The organism is Mycobacterium sp. NGS51, assembly GCF_059812525.1.
Window position 1 is genome coordinate 196,801 of record NZ_JCALCV010000006.1, and the last position, 16,405, is coordinate 213,205.

The 16,405-nt window shown below is 64.4% G+C and carries 15 protein-coding genes; 5 read left to right on the plus strand and 10 right to left on the minus strand.

Annotated elements, in window-relative coordinates; genetic code table 11:
- Window positions 1–5: 5 nt before the first annotated feature.
- Both AC5Y5W_RS09980 and AC5Y5W_RS09985 read right to left on the minus strand, forming a co-directional pair.
- Window positions 6–1,259 carry an acyl-CoA dehydrogenase family protein gene (locus tag AC5Y5W_RS09980; RefSeq protein WP_500012756.1) on the minus strand — a complete coding sequence of 418 codons (1,254 nt, stop codon included), beginning with the start codon at window positions 1,257–1,259 and terminating at the stop codon, window positions 6–8.
- Window positions 1,259–2,410: an acyl-CoA dehydrogenase family protein gene (locus tag AC5Y5W_RS09985; protein WP_500012617.1), complete on the minus strand. Its 1,152-nt coding sequence runs from the start codon at window positions 2,408–2,410 to the stop codon at window positions 1,259–1,261. Before AC5Y5W_RS09985 ends, AC5Y5W_RS09980 begins: the two co-directional genes overlap by 1 nt.
- Window positions 2,411–2,553: 143 nt before the next feature.
- Between AC5Y5W_RS09985 and AC5Y5W_RS09990 the strand changes: the two genes are divergently transcribed.
- The 4 genes from AC5Y5W_RS09990 (at window position 2,554) to AC5Y5W_RS10005 (ending at window position 6,404) form a co-directional block, all read left to right on the plus strand.
- Window positions 2,554–3,312 (plus strand): Rv1363c family protein, encoded by a 759-nt coding sequence (locus tag AC5Y5W_RS09990; protein WP_500012619.1) that lies wholly within the window; start codon window positions 2,554–2,556, stop codon window positions 3,310–3,312.
- The gene (locus AC5Y5W_RS09995; RefSeq protein WP_500012621.1) at window positions 3,309–3,905 is read left to right on the plus strand and encodes an Rv1363c family protein; all 597 of its coding nucleotides are present in this window, start codon (window positions 3,309–3,311) and stop codon (window positions 3,903–3,905) included. The genes AC5Y5W_RS09990 and AC5Y5W_RS09995 overlap by 4 nt, the downstream gene beginning before the upstream one ends.
- A 127-nt stretch (window positions 3,906–4,032) precedes the next feature.
- A complete protein-coding gene (locus tag AC5Y5W_RS10000) occupies window positions 4,033–5,253 on the plus strand; it encodes a cytochrome P450 (RefSeq protein WP_500012623.1) in 1,221 nt (406 codons plus the stop codon).
- Window positions 5,250–6,404, plus strand: a complete 1,155-nt coding sequence (locus tag AC5Y5W_RS10005) for a Zn-dependent alcohol dehydrogenase (protein ID WP_500012625.1) — start codon at window positions 5,250–5,252, stop codon at window positions 6,402–6,404. The genes AC5Y5W_RS10000 and AC5Y5W_RS10005 overlap by 4 nt, the downstream gene beginning before the upstream one ends.
- Window positions 6,405–6,419: 15 nt before the next feature.
- Here AC5Y5W_RS10005 and AC5Y5W_RS10010 read toward each other — a convergent pair whose 3' ends face one another.
- Window positions 6,420–7,640 (minus strand): cytochrome P450, encoded by a 1,221-nt coding sequence (locus tag AC5Y5W_RS10010; RefSeq protein WP_500012758.1) that lies wholly within the window; start codon window positions 7,638–7,640, stop codon window positions 6,420–6,422.
- A 24-nt stretch (window positions 7,641–7,664) separates the two neighbouring features.
- Window positions 7,665–8,672 carry an LLM class F420-dependent oxidoreductase gene (locus AC5Y5W_RS10015; protein ID WP_500012627.1) on the minus strand — a complete coding sequence of 336 codons (1,008 nt, stop codon included), beginning with the start codon at window positions 8,670–8,672 and terminating at the stop codon, window positions 7,665–7,667.
- A 106-nt stretch (window positions 8,673–8,778) separates the two neighbouring features.
- Between AC5Y5W_RS10015 and AC5Y5W_RS10020 the strand changes: the two genes are divergently transcribed.
- A complete protein-coding gene (locus tag AC5Y5W_RS10020; RefSeq protein ID WP_500012628.1) occupies window positions 8,779–10,275 on the plus strand; it encodes an acyl-CoA carboxylase subunit beta in 1,497 nt (498 codons plus the stop codon).
- 97 nt (window positions 10,276–10,372) lie between these two features.
- Here AC5Y5W_RS10020 and AC5Y5W_RS10025 read toward each other — a convergent pair whose 3' ends face one another.
- The 6 genes from AC5Y5W_RS10025 to AC5Y5W_RS10050 are packed head-to-tail and all read right to left on the minus strand — an operon-like array spanning window position 10,373 to window position 16,368.
- Window positions 10,373–11,209 carry an SDR family oxidoreductase gene (locus tag AC5Y5W_RS10025; protein ID WP_500012630.1) on the minus strand — a complete coding sequence of 279 codons (837 nt, stop codon included), beginning with the start codon at window positions 11,207–11,209 and terminating at the stop codon, window positions 10,373–10,375.
- Between the two features lie 5 nt (window positions 11,210–11,214).
- Complete coding sequence (locus AC5Y5W_RS10030) at window positions 11,215–12,261, minus strand: TIGR03857 family LLM class F420-dependent oxidoreductase (RefSeq protein WP_500012632.1); 1,047 nt, start codon at window positions 12,259–12,261, stop codon at window positions 11,215–11,217.
- Window positions 12,258–12,632 (minus strand): ester cyclase, encoded by a 375-nt coding sequence (locus tag AC5Y5W_RS10035; protein ID WP_500012634.1) that lies wholly within the window; start codon window positions 12,630–12,632, stop codon window positions 12,258–12,260. Before AC5Y5W_RS10035 ends, AC5Y5W_RS10030 begins: the two co-directional genes overlap by 4 nt.
- Window positions 12,629–13,729: an alpha/beta hydrolase family protein gene (locus AC5Y5W_RS10040; protein ID WP_500012636.1), complete on the minus strand. Its 1,101-nt coding sequence runs from the start codon at window positions 13,727–13,729 to the stop codon at window positions 12,629–12,631. Before AC5Y5W_RS10040 ends, AC5Y5W_RS10035 begins: the two co-directional genes overlap by 4 nt.
- Window positions 13,730–15,349: a flavin-containing monooxygenase gene (locus AC5Y5W_RS10045; protein ID WP_500012637.1), complete on the minus strand. Its 1,620-nt coding sequence runs from the start codon at window positions 15,347–15,349 to the stop codon at window positions 13,730–13,732.
- The gene (locus AC5Y5W_RS10050; RefSeq protein WP_500012639.1) at window positions 15,346–16,368 is read right to left on the minus strand and encodes an NAD-dependent epimerase/dehydratase family protein; all 1,023 of its coding nucleotides are present in this window, start codon (window positions 16,366–16,368) and stop codon (window positions 15,346–15,348) included. Before AC5Y5W_RS10050 ends, AC5Y5W_RS10045 begins: the two co-directional genes overlap by 4 nt.
- Window positions 16,369–16,405: the final 37 nt, after the last annotated feature.

A 16,405-nucleotide genomic window follows, 5' to 3' on the forward strand; every position in this document is an offset into this window, starting at 1 on the left:
CTGCGCTACTGGGATTTGCCGTGCCGCACTTGGTTGAACGGCACGCCGCGGTCGGCAGCGTACTCGCGGGGGAAGTCCAGCACCCGCTCGCCGATGACGTTGCGGGCCATCTCCGTGGTTCCACCGCCCATGCACACCGTCTGGCGGGCCAGATACCGCAACCCGGTCTCCAGTCCTTCGCCCTGTTCCCCCACCACCCCGGCCGAGGCCGCAATTGCCAACGCGGTATCCATGTCCAACGTCACGGTCTCGGCGTGGAAGAGCCGGATGAGCGTGCCGCCGGCCGGTGGCAGGGCGCCGTCCCGCACGCTGCGGTACACGTGGCCGGATAGCTGATCGCTGACCGCGCGGTGCACCAACACCCGTCCGGCCATCTCGCGCACCCGTTCGTTGTCGGCCTGGCCGGTGTTGTCGACCAGCGCCACATAGTCCACCGGCGTCGACCGGCCCCCTTCACTGCCTGTGCCACTGGCGAATTCGGAGCTTTGGCCCACCGCGCGACGCTCATGGTAAAGCTGACGCGACGCGACCGCCCAGCCGTTGTCCACCTCGCCGACGACTGCGTCAGGACCGACATCGACGTTGTCGAGGAACTCCTCGCAGAATTCCGTCGAGCCGTTGAGTTGGGTGATGCGCCGCAACGTGATTCCAGGATGGGCGATCGGCACCAAGAACATGGTCAGCCCATCATGCTTGGGGACCTCCCAGTTGGTGCGAGCCAGGCACAACCCGTAGTCGGCGGCAAATGCACTGGTGCTCCACGTCTTTGCACCGTTGATCACCCAACGGTCGCCGTCACGGTCGGCCCGGGTGAGCACACCGGCCAGATCCGATCCGCCGCTCGGCTCAGACAGCAGTTGCACCAACACCTCGTCGCCGCGCAACGCCGCAGCTATGTGCTGTCGTTTCTGTTCCTCGCTGCCGGTGTCGAGCAGCGTCGCACAGCAGATCGTGAACGTCGGTGTGTTGAGGATCAGCGGCATCTCGTAGGCGAGGCTCTCCGCGTCGAACGCCTTCTGATACTCGTAATCCAATCCCAGTCCGCCGTACTCCGGTGGAAAGCAGATGCCGGCGAATCCGCCCTCGTACAACAACTTTTGCAGTTCACGGGCCCGTTGCCAGCAGTCTTCGTCGTCCCGGTGGGCGGCCGGCGGCGCCGCCGGATCGATGCGCGGCATGCTGTCGGCCAGCCAGGCCCGGGCCCGGGCGCGGAACTGCTCGACCGACTCGACGGCAGCTGTCGCCTTGGCCTGCGTCATCAAGCCGACCGCGGTGCTTGTTTTCCGGCTTCCTGCCATGCGTACACCCGCAGGTTATGCTCCTCCGGGGTGCCGAACATCGAGCGGTACAGCGCAACTCGCCGCAGGTACAGGTGCAGGTCGTGTTCCCAGGTGACGCCGATGCCGCCGTGCATCTGGACGCAGCCTTGCACGATTTCGCTGGCCATCTCCCCGACATAGGACTTGGCGATGCTGGCCGATAACCCGGCTTCCGGCGAGCAGGCGGCGATGGCGGAGACCGCTGCACCCGTCGTCGCCCGGCATGCCTCCAACCACATTTTCATATCGGCGAAGCGGTGTTTGAGCGCTTGGTAGGACGCGAGCGGCCGCCCAAATGTGTGGCGATCCAACGCCCATTGCACGGTGAAGTCGAACACCGTCTGCAGGATGCCGACCACTTCGGCGCATTGCAGCACCTGGGCAATCTGACTCTGCCGCTCGATCAGCGCGGTGGTCTCGGCGGCGCTGCCGACGGCTGCGCTGTGTTGAATCTCCACACCGTCGAAATGCACACGGGCGTACTGCTTGACCAGATCGATCGACTGTTGCGGTTCGATCCGCACTCCCGCCGCATTCGCCGGCACCAGGAATTGGCGCACGCCGTCGTCGCAGCGCGCCACCACCAACAACAGGTCACTCTGGGCGCCCGCCTCGACGCGGTCTTTGACGCCCTCAATGCGGTAGCCGGAATCGGTCGACGTGGCGGTGACTGACGGTTGGTGCGGCGTCCAGCCCTGACCCGGCTCGCAGACGGCCCAGGAGGCCACCGTCTCTCCGGAGATCAGCGATTCGATCGTGTCGGCGTGGGTTTCGGCCTCGCCGCAGCCCGCCAGTCCGGCGAGCACGGTGCTGACCGGATACAACGGCCCTGGCGCCACGGTCTTTCCGAGTTGCTCGGCGACCATGGCCAGGTCCGCAACACCGCTGCCGGAAACGGTTCCTCCGCCGAACTCCTCGGGAACCAGCAGGCCCGTCCAACCCAGTTCGGCCGCGCGCCGCCACCACGCCCGATCGAAGGAGATGCCCGCCGCATGTAGCTCCCGCACCCGGCTGAGCGGAGTCTCTTTTTGCAGAAATGCTTGGGTGGTGGAGGCAAAGAGTATCTTTTCGGGAGAGTCGACGGCAGTCATGATATTGGCCAAGCCTCCTGGGCCTTCCTACGAACGCTGCGGATGAAGGTTGGCGCGTCCTGATCATCCGATGGTAGCAATGACCAATACCGTAAGAGATTCTGGAGTTCGGTCGATAATGACGTTGTCAAGCTGGGGCCAGCATGGTTGACGAGCGCCCAAAAGATGCCAAGGCGGACGCGGACGCCCTTGCGCTGGCCGAGGAAGCCGAAGCCGAAGCCGCTGAAGCCGAAGCGCTGGCTGCGGCAGCACGGGCCCGTGCGCGGGCGATCCGATTGCGCCGCGAGGCAGCGGAAGCGGCCGAACACGGCGATGACGCGGAGAGCACCGCTAGAGAGATAACGACCACCACCGCCGCATCCCCCGAGTCGACCGAGCCGTCCGCGTCGAGCGACCCGGTCCTGCGACGCCGGCGGATACCGGGCATAGGTATGGCGCTCACCGCTGCGGCGATCGTCGCCATTTGCGCTCTGCTTGGCGCCAGCGGGTACCTGATCTGGCATCACCGCGGCGTAGTGGCGCAACAGCAGCGATCCGCAGCGTTCGTCGCCGCGGCCAAACAAGGCATCGTCAACATGCTGTCGCTGGACTACAAAAACGCCAAGCATGACGTCCAGCGGGTGATCGATAGTTCCACCGGCGAATTCTTGGACGACTTTCAGCAGCGGGCCGCCGATTTCACGTCGGTGGTTGAGAAGTCCAAGGTCGTTACCGAAGGAGGGGTAGTGGCCACGGCGGTCGAGTCAGCGGACACGGATTCTGCCGTCGTGCTGATGTCGGCCACTGAACGCGTCACCAATTCCGCTGGCGCCCAAGACGAGCCGCGCACGTTCCGGTTGCGGGTGTCGGTCGCACGGGACGGCGATCAGATCAAGCTATCGAAAGTTGAGTTCGTACTGTGAAAGCGGACGACACAACCGAACGCGTCGACGCTGAGTCCGACGATAAGGCTGTAGCGCCACCCGTCGCATCACCGCAACGCACGCCGGCCACTCGGCGGAATGCGGCGGTGCACATCAAACTCACTTCGGCCATCCTGGTGCTGCTTCTGTTGGTCTCCAGCGGGCTGGCGGCTTGGCTGTATTTCAGCCAATACCGACCCGACACGCAGACCGGCGACGCTTCGGCCACAGCGGCGGCCACGGCCGCCGGGGAAGGCATGGTTGCGTTACTGTCCTACAAGTCCAAAACCCTCGACCAAGACCTCACGGCGGCCAAATCCCACCTCAGCGGGGATTTCCTGAACGATTACGAGGCGCGGGTCCGCGAAGTCGTCGTGCCGGCGGTCAAGGGAAAGGACGTGACGACCACCGCTCAGGTCATGGGTGCCGCGGTGTCCGAACTGCACCCAGACTCGGCGGTCGCGCTGGTCTTCATCGACCTGACCACCGTGAGCAAAGACCGGCCGGATCCGGCGATGTGGGCCAGCAGCGTGCTGGTGTCGTTGACCAAAGCCGACGGCAAGTGGCTGATCACGAAATTCGAGCCGGTATAGTCTGCTGACCCGTCCGCCCTTGGATGGGCGAGCTTCGCCGTTGGGCTTCGTTGCTATTTATATTATGATAGCGAAGTTCGCCCGGGACGGCTGGTCCGGGGCAGGCCCTACCGGTTGCTCAGGAGGGATGCTGGTGTCGATCAGCACCGACCCGCACGGCCAACCTGTCACGCTCGATATCACCGGGCAAACCAGCCCATACCCGTTCTTTGAATACATGCGGCGCACCGAGCCGGTCTGGCACGGCACGCTCAGCGACCAGTCACAATTGCCGCCAGAGCTGGTGCCCGACGACGAGTGGGTGTTGTTCGGCTACGACGACGTATTCCGGGCTTTCCGCGACGACCAGATCTTCAGTTCGCACGCCTACGACCAGACCATCGGGCTGGTGATCGGACACACCATTTTGGCGATGGGCGGCAAAGAGCATCACGACCATCGCAACCTGGTAGCCAAGGCTTTTCGCGCCACGGCGCTGGAGCGCTGGGAACCGTCGGTCATCGGACCGGTCTGTGATCAGTTGGTCGACGAGATCAAGAACGACGGCACAGCCGATCTGGTCAAGGCTCTGACGTTCGAGTTCCCCACCCGGGTCGCCGCCACGCTGCTTGGGCTGCCGCGCGAGGACCTTGACGTGTTCCGGCGATTGTCTTTCGACCTCATCTCGATCCCAGTCGACATCGAAGCGGGACTGAGAGCCTCGATCGAATTGCACGACTACTTCCTCGCGCAGGTCGAGCAACGCCGCCGCAAGCTCACTGACGACATCATCGGCGATCTCGTTGCCGCCGAGATCGACGGGGAGAAGCTGACCGACGAGGCCATCATCTCGTTTCTGCGGCTGCTGCTGCCGGCCGGCCTGGAAACCACCTACCGTTCTTCGGGCAATTTGCTCTACCTGCTGCTGACCCATCCCGAACAACTGGCGATGGTCTACCAGGACCGGTCGCTGATCCCAGCCGCGTTCGAAGAAGGCCTGCGGTATGAGACACCGCTGACCACGGTCCCCCGAACTACCATCGAATCCGTCGAAATGGGCGGGCGGACAATCCCCTCGGGCGCACAGGTCGACCTGTGCATGGGTTCGGCCAACCGCGACCAAAGCCGCTGGACCGATCCCAACACGTTCGACATCCACCGACCGCGGCAAGCGAATCTGTCCTTCGCCGGGGGTATTCACATGTGCCTGGGAATGCATTTGGCCCGGCTGGAGACCCGGGTCATGCTCAACAGCCTCTTCGACCGGGTGGGAAACCTGACGCTGGAACCCGACGACGAGGCCAAGATCGTGGGGCTCACCTTCCGCTCCCCCGACATGCTTCCGGTCACGTTCACCGTGGCGTCATGAAGAGCCGGGCGGCGATCCTGCACGACGTGGGCGGACCGTGGTCTGTCGAGGAATTCGAGCTCGACTCGCCGCGCGCCGGCGAGGTTCTCGTCGAGATGGCCGCCGCCGGGTTGTGCCATTCCGACGACCACATCCTCAAAGGCGACATGTCCGCACCCAACGAGGTGCTTCGGTCACTAGGGCTGCCGACGATGTTTCCCACTATCGGCGGTCACGAAGGGTCCGGCAGGGTGGTCGAAGTCGGCGCAGGCGTCACCGAATTGGCACCGGGTGATCATGTGGTGACCTCGTTTGTCGCGGTTTGCGGTCAATGCCGCTGGTGTGCAACGGGGATGGAGTACCTCTGCGACACCGGAATCGGAACTTTGACTCCCGGTATGCCCACCGACGGGACGTTTCGTCACCACACACTCGACGGCAAGCCGTTGGGCCACATTTCCAAGATCGGTGCTTTTGCCGAACACACTGTGGTGGCGGCTGATTCGCTGGTCAAGATCGAGCCGCAGATACCGCTGGCGCCTGCTGCGCTGTTGGCCTGCGCTATCCCGACCGGATACGGATCGGTCGCCAACCGCGGCGGAATGCGGGGCGGCGATACGGTCGTCGTCATCGGTGTCGGGGGCATCGGCACCGGCGCGGTCCAGGGTGCCCGCATCAACGGCGCCGCGCACATCATCGCCGTCGACCCGGTGGAGTTCAAACAGAAATCGGCGCTGCAGTTCGGCGCCACCCACAGCGCGGCTTCCGCCGCCGAGGCACTGGATCTGGTGCGGGCGCTGACCTATGGGGTGATGGCCGACGCGGTGGTGGTCTCGCCGTCGCTGATCACGCCCGACGATGTGCGCGACGCGCTACAACTCACCCGCAAGGGCGGGACCTGTGTGCTCACCGGCATGACGTCACAACTCACACGGTCGATCAAATTCGACCTGCAAGACTTCATCCTGATGAACAAAACGTTGGCGGGCACGGTTTTCGGATCATGTAACCCGAAGGCCGACGTTTTCCGGCTGGCCCGGCTCTATCAGACCGGCCAGCTACAGCTTGACGAGATGATCACCAGGCGCTACCGGCTCGACGCCATCAATGAGGCGTACGCAGACCTGCTCAATGGTGAAATCATCCGGGGCGTCATCGATTTCGGGGCGTAGTGCCGTAACGGTCGATTACCGGAACGAATACCGCACCGGGAGGTGCTTGGGGCCACCGACGAAGGTGGTGGCGACATATTGCGGGTCTGCGGTCAACTCGATGGATTTCAGCCGCGGCAGCAGTTCGGTGAAGAAGCTGTTGACCTCCATGCGGGCCAGCGCGGCACCCAGACAAAAGTGCACACCGTACCCGAAGGACACGTGCTTGTTCGGGTCGCGACCGACATCGAAGTGGAATGGATCGTCGAAGACTTCCTCGTCTCGGTTAGCCGACATATACGACAGCAGTACCGACTCCCCCGCTGAGATCGGTACACCCCGCACAGTGGTATCCGCGGCGGCGGTGCGCATGAACGCCTTGACCGGAGTGACCCAGCGGATCATTTCCTCGGTGGCCAATGGCATCAGGCCGAGATCGCTGCGCAGCCGGTGTTGTTGGTCGGGATTGTCGATCAAAGCGTGCAGGCCACCGGAAATCGTTGCGCTGGTGGTGTCGTGGCCGGCCGCGGCCACGATCGCGTAGTACGAAACGGTGTCGATATCCGACAACGGCTCACCGTCGATACGGGCGTTGGCGATGGCTGAAGCCAGGTCCTCGGTGGGGCTTGCGCGCCGTGCGGCGGTCAGCGCGGTGAAGTACTGGAACATTTCCAGCAGCGCGGTGGATTGGTCCTCCACTGTGGCGCCGCGCTTGTACTCGTCGTCGTCGCTGCCGAACAGTTCTTGGGTCAGCTTGAGCATCAGCGGAAAGTCGGATTCGGGCAGACCCAGGAGCGACATGATGACATACAGCGGATAGTTCACCGCGACCTGTTGCACGAAGTCGCATTCCGGGCCGATCGCCGCCATCTTGTCGACGTAGGACTTGGCGAGTTCATCGACGCGGACCTTCAATGCCCGCATGGCCTTTGGCCGAAACCAATCGGCGCCGATTGCCCGCATGTCGCGATGCTCGGGGTCGTCGAGGTGGATCAGTGTGCGCACTCCGACAGCGGCTTGCATCTCGTCGGCTTCCGCAGTCACCAGTACCGGGCGCGGAGAGTTGGTGAACACCTCGTTTTCCCGCTCGATATCCATGATGTCGACGTGTTTGGTGATAGCCCAGAACGGGCGATAGTTCGGCACGTCGACCCGCGCCACCGGAGCGTTGGCGCGAAGATGGGCCAGCGCCGCATGCAATTTCGGCTCGTCGGTATAGGCCAGCGGATCGGCCAGCAGCTTGGCGGCCTCGTCCATCGTCGGTGTGGTCATGGCGACTCCTTACTGACGCAACTCTTGCAGTACAGCGGTGGTTGTGGCCTCCGAAAGGCTGGGTGGAAGCGACGGCATCACCCGCTCGATCACGCCGTCGCAGCGGCTCGCAAGCGCGGCGGCCAACTTTTCGACCGGCGCAACGACCGCGAACGCCTCGAGTATCTCGTCGTCGATCAGCGCGCTCATCGCATCCCATTCGCCTTGCAGCGAAAGGCGATGCAGCTCCGTTGCCACCTCTCCCCACCCATGCAGCTCGAGAACCTTGCGATAAGCCGGCGTCGATCCATAGAAGGCAATCTGTTTGCGGACTCGGGCCGCGGCGCCGGCCAAGTCGGCATCGTCACTGCCGGTCACCGTGAATACCGGGCACGCCACCTGAAACCCGCTACGTTCACGGCCGGAACGTCGCATACCGCGCTCGAGCGCCGGAATCGTCACCTCGTGCAGGTAGCGCCTGGTGGTGAACGCGTGAACCAGTAATCCGTCGGCGACTTCGCCGGACATCTCGGTCATCGCTTCGCCGACCGCGGCGATGAAGACTTTGGGCGCCGGATACGGCTGCGGCTCCGGGGTGAACATCGGCGTCATCAGCTTGTGCGTATAGAACTCACCTTCGAACTGCAGCCTGGTGCCGTCCTTCCACGCCGACCAGATCGCGTGCAGCGCCAGCACGAATTCGCGCATCCTGCGCACCGGATGACTCCACGGCATGCTGAATCGCTTTTCGATGTGCGGCTTGATCTGTGTGCCCAGCCCGAGGATGAACCGACCCTGCGAGTAGGTCTGCAAATCCCAACCGAGGTTGGCGACGGTCATCGGGTTTCGCGCGAACGCCACCGCAATACTGGTGCCCAACTCCAGCTGCGAGGTGTGTTCGGCGGCCAGCAGCAGCGGCAGAAAAGGATCATGGTTGATCTCACCGGTCCAGCAGCCGTCGTAGCCCCGGTTTTCCAGTGTGCCCGCCAACTCCGGCACCCGAGCGAGGTCGCTGAAGAGGCCGCCGTCAACCTTCATCGCGGCGCCAGCCCGACACCCATCTCGCCGACGCTACAGTAAGCACTTCAGTACGGTCAACGGAGGTTAGGCTCTAAGCGACCCGTCGACGAGTGAGGACATACGGATGACCAAGCCCCCGGATTGGGAGGAGACGCTCGACGATCTCAGTCGCCGTCGCGAGTATGCGTGGGGCATGGGTGGACCGGAGCGGCTCGCTAAGCACCGCGGCAAGGGCAAGCTCGACGCCCGCGCCCGGGTGGAGCGACTGCTGGACCCGGGCACGTTTCGCGAACTGGGCACGCTTGTCGGCGGCGACGCGGCCGCCGACGCGATCGTTGTGGGTTCCGGATTGGTCAACGGCTCGCCAGTGATGGTCGGCGCCGAGGACTTCACCACGTTGGCGGGCAGTATCGGGCCCGGCGGGAACTCCAAGCGGTACCGGATCGCCGAATTGGCGCTGCGCGACAAGGTTCCGTTGGTGATGCTGCTGGAGGGCGCCGGCTTCCGGCCCACCGGAGGGCATTACGGCCGCACCCCGACCGACCTGCTTGCCCAGGCGCAGTGCTCGGGGCGGGTGCCTACTGTCGCCGCGGTGCTCGGCCCGTCGGCCGGGCACGGTGCCCTGGTGGCTCCGGTGTGCGACTTCCGGATCATGAGCCGGCAGGGCGCGATCTTCACCGCCGGACCGCCCGTCGTCAAAGAGTCGACGGGCGAAGACATTTCCAAGGAAGACCTGGGCGGCCCGGATGTCGCGTTGCCCAGCGGCGTGATTCACAACGTCGCCGAGGACGACGAGGCCACGCTCGCCGACCTCCGGCGTTACCTGTCCTACTTTCCGTCGAGCGCCTGGTCCTATCCCCCACCGCTGTCGGCCGACGAAACCGCCGAGCCGCGCCCGACGCCGGAGCTACTCGAGATCGTCTCGCGCGATAACCGGCGGGTCTACGACATGCGCGCGGTGCTCGACGTCGTCTTCGACCGCCCCGACTGGTTCGAGGTGCAGCCGCAATTCGGGCGGGCGATCATCTGCGCCCTTGCACATCTGGGCGGTCATCCGGTGGCGGTGGTGGCCAATCAGCCGCAGGTGCTGGCCGGTTCGATCGACGCCGATGCCGCCGACAAGGCAGCGCATTTCATCATGGTGGCCGACTCATTTCACCTGCCGATCGTGTTCCTGGCCGACAACCCGGGAATGCTGCCGGGCAGCAGGTCGGAGCGTCAGGGCGTGCTGCGCGCCGGCGGGCGGATGTTCGCCGCCCAGACCGCGGCCACGACGATCAAGCTGCATGTCACGTTGCGCAAAGCCTACGGGTTCGGGTCGATGGTGATGTCGCTGCTGGGCTTTGACTCCCAAGCTGCGACGTTCGCCTATCCGGGCGCGACGATGGGCGCGATGAGCGCGACGGCGCTCAGCCGCGCATCGCATGCCGGCGAAGATCTTTCGGTCAAACTGCGCAACGCCGAGCTACAGGCGTCGTATCGGTCGGCTGAGCACATGGGTTTCGACGAGCTCATCGATCCCCGCGAAACCCGCGACGCACTGTTGGCCACGCTGCAACGCAGTCTGCACAGCCGCCAAGCCGCTCCGGAGCCGGTGATGCGGACGGCGATACTGCCGTGACCCTTCTCGCGTTCTCGCGCGAGCGTGCGTGTCCCCGGCCGACACGCCGAACTAATTTCCGGGTTTGCGCACGCTCGCGGCTATCTGGGGCTAGGGGTCAGTAGACGTAATTCTCGCCACTGGCCCGCACTGTGACGTCGCTGAGGTTGATGCCCCACGGCTGGTCGATGACGTGCACCACGGCGTTGGCGAGGTCGTCGGGCGTGATCAACCAGTACTGCATCGACTCAATATCCATCTGCTCGGGTCGAAGCGACCCCTTCGCCAAATCGTCGACATTCTCCAAGAATTGGGCGGCTTTGTGTCCGACGATCCCCACGACCGCCGCTTCGTTGACAACCCAGCTGGCGAGATTGGTTCCCAGCACGCCGGTCGGCTTGACCGTGGTCACCTTAATCTTGCCTTGGGCCTCAACGCGTAACGACTCCGAGAGCGCATCGACCGCCGCCTTCGTCGCGCTGTAGACCCCGGAGCCCTCAGTTCCAGCGTTGCCGTAAATGGACGAGATGTTGACGACATGTCCCCGGCCCTGTTGGATCATCGTGTCGTAGACAGCCGCGATTCCGTTCACGACGCCTTTGATGTTGATGTCGATCGCTTTGTGCCATTTCTCCCACGCGCGTTCGTGATCGGCGAAGAATGCCAGCGGCATCACGCCTGCGTTGTTCACGATGACGTCGATGGCACCGTAGGTGTCGACGGCGTGTAGGGCCGCCGCTTTGACCTGGCCCATGTCGGTGACATCGGCGACACGGGCACTGCCTTCGAAGCCGGCGGCCCGGATTCCGTCGATGACCTCGTTCAGGCTTTCGGCGTTGACATCCACGCCGACCACCTTTGCGCCGCCGGCAGCACATTTCTCCGAGATCAGCCTTCCGAAGCCGCTCGCGGCTCCGGTGACGATAATGACCTTGCCCGTCAAGTACTTCGACATACCGCCTATGGTTGCACGTCTCGATACTCGGCGACGATCGGCTCCAACTCGTCGGGCGTGGCGCCGTGCATGATCACCGCGTCGGCGCCGTAGTCGAACTCCTTGCGGATGCGCTGCACGCATTGGCCGGCTGATCCGGTGGCCGACGGTTCCAGCCACTCCTCGGGGGTCAAGCCCGCGATGTGCTCGATCTGCTCGGGGGTGGCCTTGTGGTCGATGCCGCCGGCGATCGACGTTACCACCGGATCCTCCCGAAAGCGCTGCAGCACTGCGGGGTCCCAGTTATTGGTCTGCACCAGAAGGTCCCCGTAGCCCTGAAGGTAGGTGGCCAGCCGTGCGACGGTCTTCTTCAGGCGCAGCTGTTCGGGAAGGTGATCGCCGACGGTGGCGAAGCACGACCACACCCGCACACTGTCGGGGTCGCGGTCGGCTTTCTCCGCCGCATCCTTGACGGTTCTGACGCAGCGCTGCACAGTCTCCGGCGTGAAATAAGTGTGCAGGATGACGTCGTCGAAGACACGGCCGCCCAGGGCAAGGGACTGCGGCCCGAAAGCCACCAGCGCCAGCCGGATGTCCTCGTTGAAATCGGGGTCGAGGAACAACACTTGGTACTTGCCCATCGGGCCGTCGTGGTTGAAGATCACCTCACCGCGCCACAGCCGGCGCATGACCTGGGCCCAGTCCTCCATCGCAGCGGTGGTTACCGCCGGTATGCCGAACGCCGCGTACATCGCGGCCACGCCGCGGCCGATGCCCAAGGTGAACCGTCCGCCGGAAAGCCGGTGCATGGTGGTGGCCCACGATGCGGTAATCAACGGATGCCGGGTGTTGTGATTGGTTGCGGCGGTGGCGATCTGCATACGCGACGTGACGGCGCAGGCGGCGCCGACGAGCGACGACGCCTCTTTGACGTTCCAGCGCTCGGAGATGAAAGCGGTCCCGAAGCCCAATTCTTCGCCGCGACGGGCTTCGTCCATCAAGGTGGCCGGCCCCTCACCGCCGGCCCCGGCCAGCAGATAGTAGCCAAGTTCGCCGAGCACTCGACTGCTCAATTCCACACCCCTTGCTTGTAGCCGCAATTCCACACCTCGGTGATCTGGCCGTCGACGACGCGGAAAACCTCGATGCTGGCGATATTGACTTCGGCGCCATCAGTATTGGTCATCGTCGAGTCGTACACGATCGCGACGTGCTCGCCGTCGTCGCCGGCGATCACGACATTCAGATCGAAACGCAGCGAGTCGAACATCTCCCAGACGTCCTCAACCCGTTTGCGCGCCTCTGCGCGGGTCAGCGTGCGCGCCTCCCCGACCTCATGGCGAACCATGGTCTCGGCAATCAGTTCGTCGGCCAACTCGACGTTGCGCTCATTCCACAACGCCAGGTTGTACAACTCCACCACCTCACGGGCAGTACGGCTCAACCGACCACCTCCCGCAGAAAGCGCTTTGATACCGCCTGCACGCGCCGGGAAAAGATGTGGCCGACGTGACTGCCGTCGTACCAGTAGAACTGGCCGCCCCAGCTTTCCTGTAACGCCACGGCGGGCTCGCGCATGGCCATTCGATCATGCCATGCGCCGACGATCAGCCGGCGATGCGGCGGCGGCGCGGGCTCGACCGAGAGCGGATCGATCACCGAGGTCAGCGCCGTCACTAGCGGTGACCCCAGCAGCTCTCGAACCGGGCCGCGCGAGGCATCCCAACGCGCCAGGTGGCGGGCGATCATCGCATTGAGTCCGAGGATCGGTGTGTACAGAGCGACGGCGTCGACCTGCTTCTCGAAATGCGCTACCAGGGCCGCGACCGCGCTGCCCATCGAAATTCCGGACACCACAACGGCGGTCGACTGCGGCTGGACCCATTGCACGACGGCGCGAACCTCCGATACGGCGCGCATCATGCCCGCGACATTGGTCAGCGGATCCATGTTCGGATACGGCGGCCACTGGCGGCGACGGCTGCCGTGTCCCGGCTGCACCGGCACCGCAACGTTAAAACCCAGCGCGTGTTGCAATCGTCTGGCCCGGGATACCAACAGGTCCTCCGCGCGGCCCTGACCGGCGCCGTGAACCCACACCAGCCACGGCCGGGGCTTGTCGCGATACCGGCACACGTGCACCACCGCGGTCGCGGGCCCACCCAGCCCCGCGGCCGTCAGCGTGGTAGGCAGCAATGGGTCGTGCTCGAAGGTCACTCGCTCGTAGGCGAGCATGCCAAGGCGACGGCGGCGGATCGCCTTGACGTGCAACGGTTGCGGGTCGGCGTGCGCGCTGTCGACGCCCAGGGTGGACAGCTCCTGGGCCGCGGCGGTGCACTCGTTCAATGGCCGAACTCCCCCGGTGAGATCTCCGCTGAACAGCGAGAAGCCGGTGAGAACCAGCTCGTCCATCATGACCTCGCCGAACTGGCGCACACCGCGTGGCGATGCGGTCCAGCCGGTCGATTCGGTGAGCCCGGACACCGTCCGCGGCAGCACCATGGCGAGTTCTCGGCCAGCATCCAGTGCGCGGTTCGCCATCTACGCCAGCTTGAATCCGGTGTATCCGCCGGCAGCGATCTCGTCGCAGCGACGCCGGTATTCGGGGATTCCGCCGGTGTAGCCCATATACATCCTTTTCTTTCCGGGGACATTGCCGCCGTTGTACCAGGAGTTGCAGCTGGGGTGGACAAGTACCGTCGGCGCGACGAGCGCGGTGGCGTAATCAATCCACTCCTGTTGCGCGGCAGCAAGCGCTTCGATCGTACGGATCCCGTTGGCGCGCAGATAGGCAATGCAGTCGCCGATCCACTCCACGTGCTGTTCGAGGGCGGCGACGAAGTTGGTTGCTGCGCTCGGGCTGCCGGGACCCTGGGCCGTGAACAGGTTGGGAAAGCCGGCGACGGCCAACCCCAGATACGACAGCGGCCCCTGGCCGGCCCAGAAGTCGCGCAGCGACGACCCGTCGCGACCACGCACATCGATGCGGTTGAGCGCACCGGTCATCGCGTCGAATCCGGTGGCGTAGATGATCACATCGAGCTCATACAAACCATCATTGGTGCGGATACCGGTGGGCGTCACCTCGCGGATCGGGTTTGCACGCAGGTCGACAAGGGTGACGTTGTCCCGGTTGAACGTCTCGTAGTAGCCCTGGTCGATGATCGGGCGCTTACACGCAAAGGGATGACTGGGCACCAACGCGGCGGCGGTCCGCGGGTCCTTGACGATCCGGGCCACCGCTTCTCCGTACAACCGGGCAGCCATCCGGTTGGCATCGATGTCGAAGAAAACGTCGCCCCAGTTCAGTGCGCCCATCACACCATGTTCGTCGATGGCGCGCAGTTGCTCGTCGCGCGAGGCGGTCTTCAACGGTGGACTGCCGAGCATGTCGAGTAGCACCGAGAACGCGCTCAGTCGCGCCGCGCCGACCGGGTGTTCGCGTTGCGCGGCGCGGATTTCGCTGTAGCGGGCCTTCAGTTCGTCGAGCTCGCCGGATTCGAATGGTCGTACCTGCCACGGCAGGGTGTAGGCCGGGGAACGCTGAAAAACACACAGTTGCGCTGCTTCCCGGGCCACCACCGGGATAAGCTGCACACCGGTCGAACCGGTGCCAATGACGCCGACCCGTTTGCCGGTGAGATCGCAGCCGTCGCGGGGCCAGCGGCTGGTGAACAGCGACGTGCCCGTGAAACTGTCCATCCCGGCAATGTCGGGTTCGAGCGGTATCGACAGGATGCCGGTAGCCGCGACCACGAATGGCACGGTGAAGGTCTGGCCGGCCTCTGTCCGCACGACCCATTCGGCAGCATCCTCGTCGAACGCCATCGCGACGACCCTGGTGCCGAACTGGATATCGCCGCGAAGGTCGAGCCGATCGGCGACGAAGTTCAGGTAGGCCTCTACCTCGGGCTGGGCCGGCATCGTCTCGGTCCAGGTCCATTCCTGCTGAATCTCGTCGGAGAAGCTGTAGGAATATTCGATGCTTTCGATGTCGCAACGCGCACCCGGATATCGGTTGAAAAGCCAGGTGCCACCGACATTTTCAGCTGCTTCGAGCACCCGGGTCCGGATTCCGAGCTCGCGGAGCCTATGCAGCGCATACAAGCCGGAGAAGCCGGCGCCGATGACTAGCGCGTCATAGGAGTCCGCAGCCGTCATGGCTTGACCGCCTCCGGTCTGCGCTGTGCCCGTTCGACATAGAAATGCGCCGCACGTCGTATCGAGTCCGATGTCGGATTGGGATTCCAGCCCAACTCCCGGACGGCCTTGCTGTGATCAAGTGGCGACGTCAGCCGCATCAATCGCACGGTGGTGGCGTTCACCGGGAAGCCAAGACGCAGCAGGCTGACCGCATGTCCCAACATCGTCACCAGTTGTAGCGGAACACCGAAGCGCGGCGGGGCGACCTCGACGGCATGGGCGGCGGTTTCCAGGACTTCGCGTGTGGTCATGAAGCTTTCGGAGATGATGTAGCGTTCGCCGATGCGGCCGTGCTCCCCCGCCAACAGCATTGCCGCAGCGGCATCTTCGATGCCGACCACTTCTGCTGCCACATCCTTCACGTAGACCGGCATCTTTCCCAGGGCGGCCGCCGCGACCAGAGAGCCATGCGGGGTTGGCTGCCAGTCACGGGGGCCATACGTATTGGAGACGCACATCGCCACAGCCGGGAGTCCGCGTTCTTCGGCGTATCGCATGACCAGCTGCTCGGCCTGTAGCCGAGACTCGATATACGGACCGCCCTGGCCGTGCCAATTAAACGGTGTTTCCTCGCTGGCCGGCCTGTCGCCGGAGCCAACCGCAACGGTCCCGATCGTGCTCAGGAACACGAAGCGGTGCAGATTGGCCTCGGCCGCGACGTCGAGCACGTGCCGCAGGCCCTCGACGTTGGTCGCGAACAGCGGAGCGGGATCATGCAACCATGCCCGGGCATCCACGACGCAGTAGTAGACGACGTCGCGGTTGTCCATCGCCCGGCGCACGGTCTGCTCGTCGATGAGGTCGCCGTAGTGCAATTCGACGTCGAGGTCGTCGATTCCTCGTGTCGAGCTGGTTTTCCGGAGCAGCACCCGCACCTCATCGCCCCGCTCGACGAGTTGGCGGGTGACATGCGAACCCACAAAGCCGCTCGCGCCCATGACCAGTGCACGCCGTCCGATTCCGGTATGGCTTTCCATCGCTGCTCCCACACCCCGTCTCCAGCCTGTTACTGTA

What these genes read in the sequence shown, in the direction of transcription:
- AC5Y5W_RS09980 (WP_500012756.1), bottom strand. Translation starts at nt 1,259, where the DNA reads ATGACGCAGGCCAAGGCGACAGCTGCCGTCGAGTCGGTCGAGCAGTTC.
- AC5Y5W_RS09985 (WP_500012617.1), bottom strand. Translation starts at nt 2,410, where the DNA reads ATGACTGCCGTCGACTCTCCCGAAAAGATACTCTTTGCCTCCACCACC.
- AC5Y5W_RS09990 (WP_500012619.1), top strand. Translation starts at nt 2,554, where the DNA reads ATGGTTGACGAGCGCCCAAAAGATGCCAAGGCGGACGCGGACGCCCTT.
- AC5Y5W_RS10000 (WP_500012623.1), top strand. Translation starts at nt 4,033, where the DNA reads ATGCTGGTGTCGATCAGCACCGACCCGCACGGCCAACCTGTCACGCTC.
- AC5Y5W_RS10005 (WP_500012625.1), top strand. Translation starts at nt 5,250, where the DNA reads ATGAAGAGCCGGGCGGCGATCCTGCACGACGTGGGCGGACCGTGGTCT.
- AC5Y5W_RS10010 (WP_500012758.1), bottom strand. Translation starts at nt 7,640, where the DNA reads ATGGACGAGGCCGCCAAGCTGCTGGCCGATCCGCTGGCCTATACCGAC.
- AC5Y5W_RS10015 (WP_500012627.1), bottom strand. Translation starts at nt 8,672, where the DNA reads ATGAAGGTTGACGGCGGCCTCTTCAGCGACCTCGCTCGGGTGCCGGAG.
- AC5Y5W_RS10020 (WP_500012628.1), top strand. Translation starts at nt 8,779, where the DNA reads ATGACCAAGCCCCCGGATTGGGAGGAGACGCTCGACGATCTCAGTCGC.
- AC5Y5W_RS10025 (WP_500012630.1), bottom strand. Translation starts at nt 11,209, where the DNA reads ATGTCGAAGTACTTGACGGGCAAGGTCATTATCGTCACCGGAGCCGCG.
- AC5Y5W_RS10040 (WP_500012636.1), bottom strand. Translation starts at nt 13,729, where the DNA reads ATGGCGAACCGCGCACTGGATGCTGGCCGAGAACTCGCCATGGTGCTG.
- AC5Y5W_RS10045 (WP_500012637.1), bottom strand. Translation starts at nt 15,349, where the DNA reads ATGACGGCTGCGGACTCCTATGACGCGCTAGTCATCGGCGCCGGCTTC.
- AC5Y5W_RS10050 (WP_500012639.1), bottom strand. Translation starts at nt 16,368, where the DNA reads ATGGAAAGCCATACCGGAATCGGACGGCGTGCACTGGTCATGGGCGCG.